The sequence below is a fragment of the Pseudonocardia sp. 73-21 genome (assembly GCF_001899645.1).
In the GTDB taxonomy this organism is placed as follows: Bacteria; Actinomycetota; Actinomycetes; order Mycobacteriales; family Pseudonocardiaceae; genus Pseudonocardia.
Window position 1 is genome coordinate 187,912 of sequence record NZ_MKVV01000083.1, and the last position, 15,596, is coordinate 203,507.

A 15,596-nucleotide genomic window follows, 5' to 3' on the forward strand; every position below is an offset into this window, starting at 1 on the left:
ACCGTCATGCTCTGGTTGTTCACCCAGGTCTGGGTCTGGATCATCGTCGCGCTCGCGCTCGGTGTGCTCGCCGGCTGGCTGTTCTGGGCCCGCCCTGTGCGTCGTGCCGCCGACGCGCTCGACTCCGCCTGATCCCTTCCCCCGCCGCTCCCCCCTTCCCCCTGGAGGACGTTCCCCGTGTCGTGGCTCTACGGCCAGACCTGGCTCTGGTACCTGATCGCGTTCCTCGTCGGCGTCCTGCTGGCGTGGTTGTTCCTCGTCCGCCCGCAGCAGCGCAGGCTCCGCGCGCTGCAGAGCCGGGGTGCGACGCCGGCTGCCGACGCCGCTCCCGGCCCGGCCGGGGACACCGGCCCCACCGGCGACGAGGACACGGCGGTGCTCGGCACCGTGCCGGCCGCGGCCGCGGTCGGTCTGGGCGGTGCCGGCCTCGCCGCAGCGGCGGTGGCCGAGCACGCCGCCGCGTCCGACCACACGGCCGAGCCGGAGCCGGTGACCGAGCAGCTCCCGGCGGTCGACCCCGCCCTCAGCACGCTCGACACCGGCACCATCGCACGAGGTGCCGACGACCGCACCGCACCGCTGGTCGCCCTCGGCGAGAGCGGGGCCCCCGCACCGGCCGACGACTCCCCGACCGAGACCATCACGACGGGCGACCGCGACCAGGTCGGCGACGGCAACGTGTCCGGCGACGGCAACGTGTCCGGCGACGGCAACGTCGTCGGGGACGGCAGCGCGACCGGTTCCGGAGCGGCGGCCGCGGGTCTCGCGGCAGGCGGCGCCGCAGCGCTGGGTGCGGCCGCGATCGCCGGTCACGGCGGTAGCGAGAGCGGTGGCGAGGCAGGATCCGCTGCTGCCGCCACCGCGGCCGAGCCCGCCGCGCAGGGTGGAGCGGGCGCGCCCGCCGGGACCTCCGGCGACGGCCAGGTCCCGGACCCGGCCGACGACCCCACCACGGAGTTCCCGACCACGCCCGCCACGGACACCGACACGACCGGGGCATCCGACGAGGCGATCCCGCCGGCCGCGGCCGGCACCCCGGACGCGGAGGACGCCTCCGCAACCGACGCCCCCGGCACCACCGCCCCTTCTGGAATCGACTCCCTGGACCCGGCGGTCGCTACCGCAACCGACGCGGCAGCCCCGTCCCCCACGGACGCCGCCTCCGCCACCGGCGACGGGTCGGCGGGGACGGTCGGTCTCGCGGCAGGGGCGGGCGCGCTGGGTGTGGCCGGCCTCGGCTCGGCGGAGCCGACCACGGCCGGGGCCCAGCCCCCCGCCACCACGCCGGACGCCGATGCACTGCCGGCAGGTGCACCGTCAGCAGACGCAGCGGCCGGGGACGCGCCGACCGCCGATGCGACGACCGCTCACACCCCGGCCGATGAGGTGGGGCCGTCGGAGTTCCCGACCTCGGATGTGGCGGCTTCCGACGCTCCCACCACAACGAACCCGGCCGTCGCGACACCGGCGTCGGGCGCGGTGGGTCCCGCCCCGGACCCGGCGGCCCCGGCCACCACCGACACGGCAGCCACCAACACGGCAGCCACCGACGTCGGGTCGGAGCAGACCGACGCACCGTCCGGCGACCTCGCCACTGCCGGCACCGCGGTGGTGGGAGCGGTGGGAGCGCACGCCCTCGCCGACACCACCGGCTCGGCTGCCACTGACCCGGGCACCACCGGCACGGACACCAGCGGCTCGGACACCAGCGGCTCGGGCACCAGCGGCTCGGGCACCAGCGGCCCCGAGAGCGCCGCGTCGGACAGCGCCGCGTCAGACACCTCAGCGTCAGACACCTCAGCGTCAGACACCTCAGCGTCCGGCATCCCGGGGTCCGGCATTCCGGGTCCCGACAGCCTCGCGTCCGACGGCCCGCGGTCCGACCACCCCGCCTCCGGCAGCCCGGGGTCCGACAGCCCGGGCCCCGAGCACACCGGGACCGGAGCCCCCACCGGGGACGCCGCGGCCGGCGGCAGGGGCGAGCCGGCGGGCCCCGGATCGCCCGCCGCAGCAGGCGTCGCGGCGGGGGCGGGCGCGCCGGGGGTGGCCGGTCTGGCCGCCGCCCACGGCTCCGACCCGGATTCGGCCACGGCCGGTACCCCGTACGGCCCCGGCTCGGCGCACCCCGCGTCGGACGGATCGGCGCCGGGGGCCGAGTACACGATCAAGGGCAACGCCGACTCGATGCTCTACCACGCGCCGGAGTCGCCCTACTACGTGCGCACGCGGGCCGAGGCGTGGTTCGCCACGGCCGAGGCGGCGGAAGCGGCCGGGTTCCAGCCGTGGCACCGCAACCGCAAGCGGGCCGCGGTCCAGGGGCTCGTCCAGGCTCCGACGTTCGAGGCGGGCCCCTACCCGGGCTCCGCCACGCCGAACGCGGACGGCTCCGCGCCCACCCCGGCGTTCATGATCAAGGGCAACGAGGACTCGATGCTATACCACCTGCCCACCTCCCCCTACTACGGGCGGACGAAGGCCGAGGTGTGGTTCATCCACGAGTCCGATGCCCAGGCGGCGGGCTTCACCGCCTGGCAGCGCACGTAGCCGTCCTTGATCGCTACGAGCCGCACCGCAGCGCCCGGTCCGGGGCACCACGGTGCGGCTCGTGGCGATCTTCAGACCGCCCCGGGGCGATGACGTGCGGCGCACGGCGATCATCGGCGACCGAGGGCGGGTGCGGGCTTGCCGCCAGGATGCGCGCCACCGACCTGTCGTTCGTCGCCGCGAGGACCGAGTGGCCCCACCACGTGCAACGGCGCCCGGCGGGGGAATCCTCCACCGGGCGCCGTGATCGCCACGAAGCTCAGAGACCCGGTTTCTCCGCGGCCGGCCGCGAACCCTGCACCCGGGCCGCGATCGCGCCGAACGCCATGTTGCGGGCGTGGTCGGGCGAGCCGTGGTCGGGCTTCTCGTCGATCGGGAAGGGCGGGAAGCCGCAGTCGTCGGTCTGGCCGATCTGGTTGCGGTCGATGACGTTCGCCACCCGGACCAGGTGGTGGGTGATCTCCTGCGACGACTCCACCCGCGGCGACGGCGTCACCGTCGAGCCGGGGTAGGCCACCTGCACCACGCCGTCGGTGTCGGAGCGCAGGTGCCCGCCCGCGGAGGGCACGGAGTCGCGGTCGCCGCCCGGGCCGGTGTGGATGTCGATGGTCACGCGCTCCCCCGCGGTGAACCGGGCCATCACGCGGTTGTTCAGCTCGACGAAGTGCGGCGGCAGCCCGGCGCCGGTCCACGGGTTGCGCGGGCTCTCGCGGGTGGCGAGGCGGCCCAGGGTCAAGATCACCGGCACCCGCCCGGCCCCCGCGGCGGACGCCGGGCGGATGTCCTGCCCGCACTCGTCGACCAGGGCGGCCTCGAACTCCTCGCGGCTGCAGCCCCCCACCGGGTCCTTCGACGGGTGGAGCAGCGCGAGCATCGACGGCGCGATCACGGCCTGCTCCACCGGGTCCGTGGCGTGGGGCATCGACCTCGTCACCGGGCCGGCCGCGTGCTTCGACAGCTGCCGGCCGTGGCCGTCCACCACGCCGGCCGGCAGCGAGCCGACGGGCTCGGTGGGCAAACCGGTGGCGGTCCGCGGATCGTAGGCAGCCATGGGTGTACGCACTCCGAATCGGATCAGTCGTACGGTGACGTCCAGGGGCGCGCATCTGCGGGTGCCGAAGGTACTGCGTGATCTGCGTCACGTCAACGCACGTTGATCATGACCGGACCGCGCGCCACGCAGGATGATCGTCCCGCACGTGATGGACGAGAGGGCAGCCGCCCCGAGGAGGAGAACTGCACATGATCCCGTTGGCCGAGAACGAGCACCTGTTCACGTCCGAGTCCGTCACCGAGGGCCACCCGGACAAGATGGCCGACCAGATCTCCGACGCCATCCTCGACGCCGCGCTGGCCGGCGACCCCACCTCGCGCGTCGCCTGCGAGACGCTGATCACCACCGGGCTCGTCGTGGTGGCCGGCGAGATCACCACCTCCGCGCAGATCGACTTCGCCGACATCGTGCGCACCACCGTCAACGGCATCGGCTACGACCGCGGCGAGTACGGCTTCGACGGCCACCACTGCGCCGTCATGATCACGCTGGACAAGCAGTCCCCCGACATCGCCCAGGGCGTCGACCAGGCGTACGAGAACCGCGTGGTCGAGGGCACGCTGTCGGAGGACGAGCTCGACAGCGACGGCGCCGGCGACCAGGGCATGATGTTCGGCTTCGCCTGCCGCGAGACCCCCGAGCTCATGCCGCTGCCGATCGCGCTGGCCCACCGCCTGTCGCGGCGCCTCGCCGCGGTACGCAAGGACGGCACGCTGCCCTACCTCCGCCCGGACGGCAAGACCCAGGTCACGGTCCGTTACCGCGACGGCGAGCCCGTGGGCGTCGAGAAGATCCTCATCTCCACGCAGCACGCCGAGGAGGTCGAGACCGCGCAGATCAAGGCCGACCTCTGGGAGCACGTGGTGGTGCCGGAGATCCCGGCGGAGCTCTACTCGCCGGAGGAGCTTCGGGAGAACTACTACGTCAACCCGACGGGCCGCTTCGTCATCGGCGGCCCCGTGGGCGACGCGGGCCTGACCGGACGCAAGATCATCGTCGACACGTACGGCGGCTTCGCCCGCCACGGCGGCGGCGCGTTCTCCGGCAAGGACTCCTCCAAGGTGGACCGCTCGGCCGCCTACGCCGCGCGCTGGGTCGCCAAGAACATCGTGGCCGCCGGGCTGGCGGACAAGGTCGAGGTGCAGGTCGCCTACGCCATCGGCGTGGCGCGGCCGCTGTCGCTGCTGGTGGAGACGTTCGGCACCGAGCAGGTGCCGCTCTCGACCATCCGCAAGCTCGTCGACGAGCACTTCGACCTGCGCCCCGCCGCGTTCCGCCGCCACCTGCAGCTCAACCGCCCGATATTCGCCAAGACCGCCGCGTACGGCCACTTCGGCCGCGACGACCCCGACTTCACGTGGGAGATCACCGACAAGGCCGACGAGCTGCGCGCGGCGGCCGGTCTGTGAACTCCGATCTCGCCATCGCCAAGGCGGCCTCCCTGCGGCCGCTGTCGGAGATCGCCGGCGGTATGGGGATCGACGAGCGGCTGCTGCTCCCCTACGGCCGCGCCGTCGCCAAGATCGACCTCGCCGCCGTCGAGGAGTTGGCGGACGGCCCGAAGGCCAAGTACGTGGTGGTCTCGGCCGTCACGCCCACACCGCTCGGCGAGGGCAAGACCACCACCACCGTCGGGCTGGGCCAGGCCATGGCGCGCACCGGCCGCCGGGCCACCGTGGCGCTGCGCCAGCCGTCGATGGGGCCGACGTTCGGCATCAAGGGCGGTGCCGCCGGCGGCGGGTACAGCCAGGTCGTGCCCATGGAGACGCTCAACCTGCACCTCACGGGCGACTTCCACGCGGTCACCGCGGCGCACAACATGCTCTCGGCGATCGTCGACAACCACCTGTTCCAGGGCAACGAGGCCGAGCTCGCCCCGCACGAGATCACCTGGCGTCGCGTGCTCGACGTCAACGACCGCGCGCTGCGCAACATCGTCTCCGGGCTCGGGTCGCGCCTGGACGGCGTGCCGCGCCAGACCGGCTTCGACATCACGGCGGCGTCGGAGGTCATGGCCATCTTCGCGCTGGCCCGCTCGGTGCCCGACATGCGCGAGCGGATGGGCCGCATCGTCGTCGGTTACACGGTTGCCGGCAAGCCCGTCACGGCCGAGGACGTCGGCGGCGCCGGCGCGATGGCGGTGATCATGCGCGACGCCATGGCCCCCAACCTGTTGCAGACGCTGGAGAACACGCCCGTGCTCGTGCACGCGGGGCCGTTCGGCAACATCGCCCACGGCAACTCCTCGGTGATCGCCGATCTCATCGGCATCCACACCGGCGAGTACCTGATCACCGAGGCCGGGTTCGGCGCCGACATGGGCGCCGAGCGGTTCTTCAACATCAAGTGCCGCGCCTCGGGCCTGACGCCCGACGCGGCGGTCGTCGTGGCCACGGTGCGGGCGCTGAAGGTGCACTCGGGCCGGCACACGGTGGTGGCCGGGCGCCCGCTGCCCGGGGCACTGCTCGCCGAGAACCCGGACGAGGTGCACGAGGGCGGCGCCAACCTGCGCAAACAGATCGAGAACGTCCGGATCCACGGGGTGCCGGTGGTGGTCGCGATCAACGCGTTCCCCGACGACCACCCTTCCGAGCTCGCGGCCATCGCGGAGATCGCGGCGTCGATGGGGGCCCGCTCGGCGGTCTGCACCCACTTCGCCGACGGCGGCGCCGGGGCCACCGATCTCGCCGACGCCGTCGCGGAGGCGTGCGAGGAGCCGTCGCAGTTCCGGTTCCTCTACCCCGACTCGGCCACGCTGCGGGAGAAGATCGAGACCGTGGCCACGGAGGTCTACGGGGCCGAAGGGGTGGACTACACCGTCCCGGCCGCCCGGCAGGTGGACTCGTTCGAGCGCAACGGCTTCGGGGCGCTGCCGGTGTGCATCGCGAAGACCCACCTGTCGATCTCCTCGGACCCCGCGCTGCGCGGGGCGCCGACCGGCTGGCGGCTGCCGGTGCGCGAGGTCCGCGCGTCGGTGGGGGCGGGGTTCGTGTACCCGATCTGCGGCGACATGCGGACGATGCCGGGCCTCGGGGCCCATCCCGCGGCCCACGCGATCGACCTCGACGCCAACGGGGAGATCGTCAACCTGTCGTGACCCGCGGACCGGCCCCGGATGGGCGTACCACGCGCATTCCGTACGTCACGTCCACGCGTGGATCCGCGCGCAGCGGGTACCTGACGGGGTGGCGAAATCCGGAGAGAGCACCCTGACCGTCCTGTTGGCGATGGCGGCCAACATCGGGGTCGCGATCGCCAAGCTCGTGGCCGGCGTGCTGACGGGCAGCTCCGCGATGCTGTCGGAGGGCGCCCACTCCGTCGGCGACACCGGCACCGAGCTGCTGTTGCTCACCGCGTTGAAGCGCTCGGCCAGGCCCGCCGACCGCAGCCACCCGTTCGGCTACGGCAAGGAGCGGTACTTCTGGTCGCTGCTCGCCTCGGTCTCGATCTTCACCGCCGGCGCGCTGTTCTCGATCTACCAGGGCGTGACGACGCTGGCGGGCGAGCCGGAGGAGCACCAGAACGTGGTCGTGGCGTACGTGGTGCTGGCCGTCGCCTTCCTGATGGAGGGCACGTCGCTGGTGCAGGCCGTCCGTCAGGTGCGCCGGGAGCGCAGCGAGCAGCAGGTGGGCCTGCGCACCTACCTGCGCCGCTCCGACGACCCGACGGTCACCACCGTGCTGTTCGAGGACAGCACGGCACTCGTCGGGCTGCTGCTCGCGTTCGCCGGCCTGGCGCTCACGCAGCTCACCGGCTACCCGGTCTGGGACGGGATCGCCTCGCTCGCGATCGGGCTGCTGCTCGTCGTCGTCGCCTACGGGCTGGGCCGCTCCAACATGGCCCTGCTGATCGGGCGCCAGGCCGATCCCCAGCTGGTCGCGGATGTGACGACGTGGCTGCGCGACCAGTCCGAGGTGGTGGCCGTGGTGGACATCCTGACGATGCTCACCGGCACCGACCGGGTCCTGCTCGGCGCCCGGCTGGACTTCGACGACCGCTCGACCTCCGACGAGATCGAGAACGCCTGCGTGCGGATGGACGAGGAGCTGCGCAGTGCGTTCCCCGACCTGGACGAGATCTTCCTGACCCCGGTGCCGCGCAACGATCCCGAGCTGCGGGCGCGGGTCCAGGCCCGCTACGGCGAGCTGCTGGGCTGACTGGCGGACGGCGAGCAGCACGCGGTCGGGGAGCACCTGCCAGATGGTGTCCACCTCGCGGAATCCGCCCGTGCCCGCGCCGCGGGCGCGACGGCGCACGGTCGCGTGGCTCGCAGTCCGGAACCGCGCCCTACCCGAGGAGGCATCGCGGCGGATCTGGCGCCACCACCGGTTCGGCGTCCTGGACCTGCCTACTCGAACAGCTCCGGCTCGTCGCGGCTGATCCGCTCCCAGATCGGCTGGAACTGGAACCACCCCGCGAACTCGTAGCCGACCTGGCTGCGGGTCAGCTCGGCCTCCTCGCGGGAGATCTGCCGCGGCGGCTTCCCGAGCCCGGCGGCCGCGGCGTAGGCGTTGAGCTGGCACTGCGCCGTGCGCTCCAGCGTGAGGAACCACCAGGCGGCGCTGTCGACGCTGGTGCCGACGGTCAGCATCCCGTGGTTGCGCAGGATCACGGCCTTGTGGCTGCCCAGGGCGACGCCGATGCGGCGGCCCTCCTCGCGGTCGAGCACCACGCCGGTGAACGTGTCGTGCACGCCCACGTCCTCGTAGAACGCGCAGGAGTCCTGCGTCAGGGGCTCGATCCCCATCTCCAGGCTCGACAGCGTCTTGCCGGCGGGACCGTGCGCGTGGGCGGCGGCCAGCACGTCCGGACGGGCGGCGTGCACGGCGCAGTGGATGGCCACCGCGGCCCCGTTGACGGCGCGCTCACCCTCGACGACCTGTCCGTCCTCGTCGACGCGCACGAGGTCGCTGCTGCGCATCATCGAGAAGTGGTGGCCGAAGGGGTTGACCCAGAACGTGTCGGGCGCCTCCGGGTCGCGCACGGTGATGTGACCGGCGACGCCCTCGTCGAGGCCCGCGCGGCTGAACATCCGGAACGCGGCCGCGAGCTTGGCCTTGCGGTGGGCGCGCTCCTCCTCGACGGTCTCGAACGTCGGAGGCGTCGCCATGTAGAGCGTGCGGGCGCTGGGCGCCTGGTCGAACGGGGTGTCCTGGGTCTGCGTCACGTTGCTCCCCCTTGTCGGTGACCGATGTCTCCGCCCCAGTGTGCACCCGGAGGCGGAGGATCGACGGCGATGGAGACCCGGCAGTGGTGGCGCTGGCTGTTGCTGGCCGCGTGCACCGTGCCCCTGACGCTCGGCCTGGCCGCGCTGTCGGTGCCCTCGCCCGCCCTGTTCGCCGGCCTGCTGGTGGCCACCGTCCTGGCATTGCTGGGGACGGCACCGGCCACCGTGCCGACGGCCGCGACGACCGCGGGTCAGGCGGTGATCGGCGTCGTCATCGGCGTGCTCGCCCGGCCCTCGACGCTCGCGGGGATCGCGCAGGACTGGCTGCCGGTGCTGCTCGTGGGCGCCGGAACCCTGGCCGTCAGCATGGGCGCGGGCCTGCTCCTGGGCCTGCGCAGGGGCGTGTCGCCACTCACCGGGATGCTCGCGCTCACCGCGGGCGGCGCGTCGGGCCTGGTGGCGATCAGCCGGGAACTCGGGGGCGACGAGCGGGTGGTCGCCGTGGTGCAGTACCTGCGGGTCGGCGTCGTCACGGCGACGATGCCGCTGGTGGCCGCGCTCGCGTTCGGCGTGGGCGGCGGCGCGCAGGCCCCGGCCGGTGTCGACGCCCCCTGGTACCTCGACGTCGGGTTCCTGGTCGTGTGCATGGCCGCCGGGCTGCTGCTGGCCCGGATCACGCGGGTGCCGGCCGGTGGGCTGCTGGGCCCGATGGTGGTGGCGATCGCGCTCAACCTGGCGGGATGGTCGCTCGGCGCCACCCCGCCCGACCTGCTCGTCGAGATCGCCTACGCCGTGATCGGCTGGCAGGCCGGGGTGCGCTTCACGCGCGCCAGCCTGCGTCTGGTGGTCGGCGTGCTCCCGCTGGCGTTCGCGCTCATCGTCGGGATCATCGCGGCCTGCGCGGGGCTGGGCGTGCTGCTGTCGCAGATCACCGGGGTGACCCTGCTCGAGGGCTACCTGGCCACCACCCCCGGCGGGGTCTACGCGGTGCTGGCCACGGCGATATCGGCGGGCACGAACGTGACGTTCGTGGTGGCGGTGCAGGTGCTGCGGGTGATCGTCATGCTGCTCGTGGCGCCCGCGCTCGCCCGGACGCTGCGGCGCGCCCCGACCACACCGTGACCGCGGCCGCGGCGTAGGACACGAGCCCCGTCCAGCGGGCGATCGCGCACGCCGTGGCGGTGGCCCCGGCCAGCACCGCGAGCCGGCCGAGCACGCCGGCCGTTCCGGACACGGGGGCACGACCGGCGGGCACGTGACCGGGATCGACACCCACGAGTCGTTCCTGGCCCGGCTCCGCGCCGACGCGGACGCGGCCGGGGTGGGCGCGCAGGTCGAGACCCGGCCGGCCCCGTGCCGGACAGCCCCCTGCCCGACGCGTGCGCCGACCCCGTCCGGGCCGGGGGCTCGGCCCGCACCATGGGCTTCGACGCGGCCCGGGCGCGGCCTACGTGCTGAAATCGGACTGATTCTGTCGGTGGGTCCGGTTAGCGTCCGCATCATGACCGCCATCGCCACCCTCGGAGCCGTCGTCCTGGACTGCCGCGAGCCGCTCCGCACCGCCGAGTTCTACAGCGCCCTGCTCGACGTGCCCATCACGCGCACCGAGGACGACTGGGTCCAGCTCGCCCCCATCGGCGGGGTCGATCTCGCCTTCCAGCTCGCCCCCGACCACGTGCCGCCGATCTGGCCGGGCCACGAGCACCCGCAGCAGTTCCACCTCGACGTCGACGTGCCCGATCTCGACGTCGCCGAGGAGCAGGTGCTGGCCATCGGGGCGATCAGGCACGCGGTACAGCCGGGCACCACGTTCCGCGTGTTCCTCGACCCCGCCGGGCACCCCTTCTGCCTGTGCGCCTGCCCTCCCGGCGACCAGCAGGGCTAACGGCGCTGCTGCACCTCGGCCAGGCGTTCGCGGGCCTGCTTGACGGCGTCCGGGTCGGGCACGGGGCCGTCGCCGAGCAGGTCCAGCGCGTCGGCCACGGCCCCGCGGAGGTCCTCGCACTCCGCGCCCCGGTCGGCGAGCTGCACCTGCATCGTCCACAGGTCCACGAACACCGCCACCTTGGAGCGCAGCACCCAGGGGTCGAAGGGCTTGGTGATGTAGTCCACGGCCCCGGCCTGGTAGCCGCGGAACGCGAGATGCGGGTCGTAGTCCACAGCCGTGAGGAACAGGATCGGGATGTGCCGGGTACGCTCCCGCTGCTTGACGTGGCCGGCGGTCTCGAAGCCGTCCATGCCGGGCATGTGGGCGTCGAGCAGGATCACCGCGTAGTCCTCGGTGAGCAGCTTCTTGAGCGCGTCCTCGCCGCTGCTCACGGACACGACCTCGATCGGCAGCCCCTCGAGGATCGCCTGCAGCGCCAGGAGGTTCTCGCGGCGGTCGTCCACCGCCAGCACGCGGGCCGTGGGGCGGGTCATGTGCGCGCCCTCCCGCCGCGGCGGCGCTTCGGTTTCGGCTCCACCCACGTCGCCATCAGGGCCAGCAGCGCGTCGAGGTCCACCGGCTTCGTGACGTACTCGGTGGCGCCGGCGGCCAGGCTCGACTCGCGGTCGCCCGGCATCGCCTTGGCCGTGAGGAACACCACCGGCAGGTCGCGCCCGCCCGGCATGGCCCGGATGCGGCGGGTGGTCTCGTTGCCGTCGAGGTCGGGCATCATCGCGTCCATCAGCACCACGTCGATCTCCGGGTGCTGGGCGAGCAGCCGGATGCCCTCGGCGCCGTTGTCGGCGTAGAGCACGGTGAGCCCGTGCATCTCCAGCGCGCTGGTCAGCGCGAACACGTTGCGCACGTCGTCGTCCACGATGAGCACGGTGGCCCCGGTGAGCTGCGGGGCGGCGCGCACCCCGGCCGCTCCCCCGGGCGCGGTGCGCAGGATCGGGCCCGACGACGGCGCCGGTGGCGGGCCGGACGAGGGCACCGACTCGGGCGGGCGGCGCGGCGTCACGCGCGCGGCCGCGGCCGTGACGCTGGGCAGGTGGTCGGGCAGCAGCAGCGTGAACACCGATCCCACTCCCACCTCGGACGTCACGTCGATGCGGCCGCCCAGCATCCGGGCCAGCTCCCGGGAGATCGACAGGCCCAGCCCGGTGCCGCCGTACTTGCGGCTTGTGGTGCCGTCGGCCTGCTGGAACGCCTCGAAGATCATGTCCAGCTTGTCGTTCTGGATGCCGATGCCGCTGTCGCGCACGGCGAACGCGATCACCGAACCGGCGCCGTCCAGGCCGGCCACGCCGTGCAGCGTGCCGCGCGGAGCGCGGGAGATCGTCAGCTCCACCTGCCCGGACTCGGTGAACTTGACGGCGTTGGCCAGCAGGTTGCGCAGGATCTGGCCCAGTCGCTGCCCGTCGGTGGTGATCGTCTCGGGCAGGTCGTCGGCCGCGGAGACGTGCAGCTGCAGGCCCTTGTGCTCGGCCTGGGGCCCGAAGGTCTGGGAGACGTCGGTGCAGACGCCCGCGAGCTCCACCGCGGTGGCCTCGACGTCCACCCGCCCGGCCTCGATCTTCGACAGGTCCAGGATGTCGTCGATCAGGCGCAGCAGGTCCGATCCGGCCCCGTGGATGGTGCTGGCGAACTCGATCTGCCGCGGCGTCAGGTTCTCGTCGGAGTTGTCGGCGAGCAACCGGGAGAGCAGGAGCAGCGAGTTGAGCGGCGTGCGCAGCTCGTGGCTCATGTTCGCGTAGAACTCGGACTTGTACTGGCTGGCCAGCGCCAGCTGCTGCGCCTTCTCCTCCACGCCGCGCCGCGCCGCGTCGATCTCCATGTTCTTGATCTCGACGTTGCGGTTCTGCTCCGAGAGCTGCTCGGCCTTCTCCTCCAGCTCGGCGTTCGCCCGCTGCAGCTCGGCCGACTGGTCCTGCAGCTCCATCGCCAGACCCTGGCTCTGCACCAGCAGCTCCTCCGTGCGGCGGTTGGCCTGGATGGTGGTGATCGCGACACCGATCGAGGCCACCAGCCGCTCCAGGAACGTCAGGTGCAGGGCCGAGAACGGCGACACCGAACCCAGCTCGATCACGCCCAGGCACTCGCCCTCGAACTGGACGGGCAGCACCACCACGGCGTGCGGTGCGGCCGAGCCGACGCCGGAGCGGATCGGGAGGTAGCCGCCCGGCACGTTCTCCACGTGGATGGCCTGGCGGGTGGCGGCGGCCTGGCCGACCAGCCCCTCGCCCGCGGCGAACGACAGCCCGTCCGCGGCGGCGAGCGCGTAGCCGCCGTGGATCACCCAACGGGGCTCCGGGTCGCCCGGCACCGCGAGGAAGAACGCGCCGACCTGCGCGTTCACCAGCGGCGCGACCTCATTCATGATCATCTGACAGACCGCGCCGAGGTCCCGCTGGCCCTGCAGCAGCTCACTGATGCGAGCGAGGTTGGAGTCGAGCCAGCCCTGGCCCTGGTTCTCGGTGGTGGTCTCGCGCAGCGTCACGATCATCTGGTTGATCGTGTCCTTGAGGTCGGCGACCTCGCCGCGGGCCGCCACGCTGATCTGCTGGGTGAGGTCGCCGCTGGCCACCGACGTGGACACCGCGGAGATCGCCCGCAGCTGCGTGGTGAGTGTGGAGGCGAGCTGGTTGACGTTCTCGGTGAGATCGCGCCAGGTGCCGGACACGCCGCGGACCTGGGCCTGCCCGCCGAGCATCCCGTCGGTGCCCACCTCGCGGGCCACGCGCGTGACCTCGTCGGCGAAGCTGGAGAGCTGGTCGACCATCGTGTTCACCGTCGACTTGAGCTCCAGGATCTCCCCCCGCGCGTCGACGGTGATCTTCTGCGAGAGATCGCCGCGGGCCACCGCCGTGGTGACCTGCGCGATGTTGCGGACCTGCCCGGTGAGGTTCGACGCCAGCTCGTTGACGTTCTCGGTGAGGTCGCGCCACGTGCCTGCGACGCCCTTCACCTCCGCCTGCCCGCCGAGCTTGCCCTCGATACCGACCTCGCGGGCCACGCGGGTGACCTCGTCGGCGAAGCTCTGCAGCTGGTCGACCATGATGTTGACCGTCGACTTGAGCTCCAGGATCTCGCCGCGGGCGTCCACCGTGATCTTCTGCGACAGGTCGCCCTGCGCGACCGCCGTGGTGACCTGGGCGATGTTGCGCACCTGGCGCGTGAGGTTGGACGCCAGCTCGTTGACGTTCTCGGTGAGGTCGCGCCACGTGCCCGCGACGCCCTCGACCTCGGCCTGCCCGCCGAGCTTGCCCTCGGTGCCCACCTCGCGGGCCACGCGCGTGACCTCGTCGGCGAAGCTCTGCAGCTGGTCGACCATCGTGTTGACGGTGCTCTTGAGCTCGAGGATCTCGCCGCGGGCGTCGACGGTGATCTTCTGCGACAGGTCGCCGCGCGCCACCGCCGTGGTGACCTGCGCGATGTTTCGCACCTGGCCCGTGAGGTTGGAGGCCATGTAGTTGACGTTGTCGGTGAGGTTGCGCCAGGTGCCGGCCACGCCTTCCACCTCGGCCTGCCCGCCGAGGCGGCCCTCGGTGCCGACCTCGCGGGCCACGCGGGTGACCTCGTCGGCGAAGCTGGAGAGCTGGTCCACCATCGTGTTGACCGTCGACTTGAGCTCCAGGATCTCCCCGGACGCGTCCACGGTGATCTTCTGCGACAGGTCGCCGCGCGCCACCGCCGTGGTGACCTGCGCGATGTTGCGCACCTGCCCCGTGAGGTTGGACGCGAGCTGGTTGACGTTCTCGGTGAGGTCGCGCCACGTGCCCGAGACCCCCGCGACGGTGGCCTGGCCGCCGAGCCGGCCGTCGGTGCCGACCTCGCGCGCCACCCGCGTGACCTCCGCGGCGAAGCTGGAGAGCTGGTCGACCATCGTGTTGACCGTCGACTTGAGCTCCAGGATCTCGCCGCGGGCGTCGACCGTGATCTTCTGCGACAGGTCGCCGGACGCCACCGCCGTGGCCACCTGCGCGATGCCGCGCACCTGGTCGGTGAGGTTGGTGGCCATGAGGTTCACCGCGTCCGTGAGGTTCTTCCACGTGCCCGCGACGTCGGGCACGGCCGCCTGCCCCCCGAGGCGCCCGTCGGTGCCCACCTCGCGGGCGACCCGGGTCACCTCGTCGGCGAACAGCCGCAGCGTGGACGTCAGCGCGTTGATCGTGTCGGCGAGCTCGGCCACCTCGCCCCGGGCGTTGACGGTGATGGTGCTCGAGAGGTCGCCCTGGGCGATGGCCGTGGCGGCGCTGGAGATCGACCGCACCTGGTTGGTGAGGTTGGAGGCCATCGTGTTGACCGAGTCGGTGAGGTCCTTCCAGGTGCCCGCGACGCCGCGCACGTCGGCCTGGCCCCCGAGACGCCCGTCGGTGCCCACCTCGCGCGCCACCCGGGTGACCTCGTCGGCGAAGCTGGAGAGCTGGTCGACCATCGTGTTGACGGTGCGCCCGATGCGCCGGAACTCGCCGCGAAGCGGCCTGCCCTCGATCTCCAGGGCCATGTGCTCGGACAGGTTGCCCTCGGCGACCGCCTCGATGACGCGCGCGATCTCGGCGGTGGGGGCGGCGAGGTCGTCGATCAGGGCGTTGACGGCCCGGGCGCCCGCGGCCCAGTCGCCGTCGTAGGACTCCTCGTCGATCCGGTCGGTCATCTTGCCCTCACGGCCGACGACCCGGCCGATGCGCAGCAGGTCGCGGTTGCGGCGCTGCTGCAGCGTGACCATCTCGTTGAACTGGTCGACCACCTCGCCCGCGGCGCCGTCACGGTGCTTGAGGCGCACGTCGAAGCGGCCCTGACGGATCTGCGACAGCGCCTCGGCCAGCTCGTTCAGCACCGCGTCGGGCGCCTGGTCGACCGTCTCGTCCCCGGGCCGCCCCCGCCGTGCCGCCGTCATACCG

At 72.9% G+C, this 15,596-nt stretch carries 11 protein-coding genes; 7 read left to right on the forward strand and 4 right to left on the reverse strand.

All coding sequences use genetic code 11. From position 1 onward, the window contains the following. Positions 1–6: 6 nt before the first annotated feature. A complete protein-coding gene (locus BGP03_RS26740; protein ID WP_296369952.1) occupies positions 7–132 on the forward strand; it encodes a hypothetical protein in 126 nt (41 codons plus the stop codon). 45 nt (positions 133–177) lie between these two features. Beyond that, positions 178–2,544, forward strand: coding sequence for a hypothetical protein (locus BGP03_RS26745; RefSeq protein WP_298797621.1), 2,367 nt, complete (start codon positions 178–180; stop codon positions 2,542–2,544). A 259-nt stretch (positions 2,545–2,803) separates the two neighbouring features. Here the strand turns inward: BGP03_RS26745 and BGP03_RS26750 are convergent, their stop codons facing one another. Next, positions 2,804–3,595, reverse strand: coding sequence for a hypothetical protein (locus tag BGP03_RS26750; protein ID WP_296369956.1), 792 nt, complete (start codon positions 3,593–3,595; stop codon positions 2,804–2,806). A gap of 191 nt (positions 3,596–3,786) precedes the next feature. On the opposite strand from BGP03_RS26750, the gene metK reads away from it, so the two are divergent. The 3 genes from metK (at position 3,787) to BGP03_RS26765 (ending at position 7,755) form a co-directional block, all read left to right on the forward strand. Next, on the forward strand, positions 3,787–5,007 hold the full coding sequence (gene metK / locus BGP03_RS26755; RefSeq protein ID WP_296369958.1) for a methionine adenosyltransferase: 1,221 nt from the start codon (positions 3,787–3,789) through the stop codon (positions 5,005–5,007). Next, on the forward strand, positions 5,004–6,695 hold the full coding sequence (locus tag BGP03_RS26760; protein ID WP_298797620.1) for a formate--tetrahydrofolate ligase: 1,692 nt from the start codon (positions 5,004–5,006) through the stop codon (positions 6,693–6,695). Before metK ends, BGP03_RS26760 begins: the two co-directional genes overlap by 4 nt. An 88-nt stretch (positions 6,696–6,783) precedes the next feature. Then, complete coding sequence (locus BGP03_RS26765) at positions 6,784–7,755, forward strand: cation diffusion facilitator family transporter (protein WP_296369961.1); 972 nt, start codon at positions 6,784–6,786, stop codon at positions 7,753–7,755. A 191-nt stretch (positions 7,756–7,946) separates the two neighbouring features. On the opposite strand, the gene BGP03_RS26770 is transcribed toward BGP03_RS26765, so the two are convergent. Then, the gene (locus BGP03_RS26770) at positions 7,947–8,765 is read right to left on the reverse strand and encodes a class II aldolase/adducin family protein (protein ID WP_296369964.1); all 819 of its coding nucleotides are present in this window, start codon (positions 8,763–8,765) and stop codon (positions 7,947–7,949) included. A 69-nt stretch (positions 8,766–8,834) separates the two neighbouring features. Between BGP03_RS26770 and BGP03_RS26775 the strand changes: the two genes are divergently transcribed. Both BGP03_RS26775 and BGP03_RS26780 read left to right on the forward strand, forming a co-directional pair. Next, positions 8,835–9,887 carry an AbrB family transcriptional regulator gene (locus BGP03_RS26775; protein WP_296369965.1) on the forward strand — a complete coding sequence of 351 codons (1,053 nt, stop codon included), beginning with the start codon at positions 8,835–8,837 and terminating at the stop codon, positions 9,885–9,887. A 379-nt stretch (positions 9,888–10,266) separates the two neighbouring features. After that, entirely contained in the window at positions 10,267–10,650 is a 384-nt protein-coding gene (locus BGP03_RS26780) for a VOC family protein (RefSeq protein ID WP_296369967.1), read from the forward strand. On the opposite strand, the gene BGP03_RS26785 is transcribed toward BGP03_RS26780, so the two are convergent. Both BGP03_RS26785 and BGP03_RS26790 read right to left on the reverse strand, forming a co-directional pair. Beyond that, positions 10,647–11,186 (reverse strand): response regulator, encoded by a 540-nt coding sequence (locus BGP03_RS26785; RefSeq protein ID WP_296369970.1) that lies wholly within the window; start codon positions 11,184–11,186, stop codon positions 10,647–10,649. The two genes, BGP03_RS26780 and BGP03_RS26785, sit on opposite strands and share 4 nt — an antisense overlap. After that, entirely contained in the window at positions 11,183–15,592 is a 4,410-nt protein-coding gene (locus BGP03_RS26790) for a HAMP domain-containing protein (RefSeq protein WP_296369972.1), read from the reverse strand. Before BGP03_RS26790 ends, BGP03_RS26785 begins: the two co-directional genes overlap by 4 nt. Between the last annotated feature and the right edge of the window lie 4 nt (positions 15,593–15,596).

Coding starts and splice junctions, on each gene's coding strand:
- BGP03_RS26740 (WP_296369952.1), top strand. CDS start 7: ATGCTCTGGTTGTTCACCCAGGTCTGGGTCTGGATCATCGTCGCGCTC.
- BGP03_RS26750 (WP_296369956.1), bottom strand. CDS start 3,595: ATGGCTGCCTACGATCCGCGGACCGCCACCGGTTTGCCCACCGAGCCC.
- metK (WP_296369958.1), top strand. CDS start 3,787: ATGATCCCGTTGGCCGAGAACGAGCACCTGTTCACGTCCGAGTCCGTC.
- BGP03_RS26775 (WP_296369965.1), top strand. CDS start 8,835: ATGGAGACCCGGCAGTGGTGGCGCTGGCTGTTGCTGGCCGCGTGCACC.
- BGP03_RS26780 (WP_296369967.1), top strand. CDS start 10,267: ATGACCGCCATCGCCACCCTCGGAGCCGTCGTCCTGGACTGCCGCGAG.
- BGP03_RS26785 (WP_296369970.1), bottom strand. CDS start 11,186: ATGACCCGCCCCACGGCCCGCGTGCTGGCGGTGGACGACCGCCGCGAG.
- BGP03_RS26790 (WP_296369972.1), bottom strand. CDS start 15,592: ATGACGGCGGCACGGCGGGGGCGGCCCGGGGACGAGACGGTCGACCAG.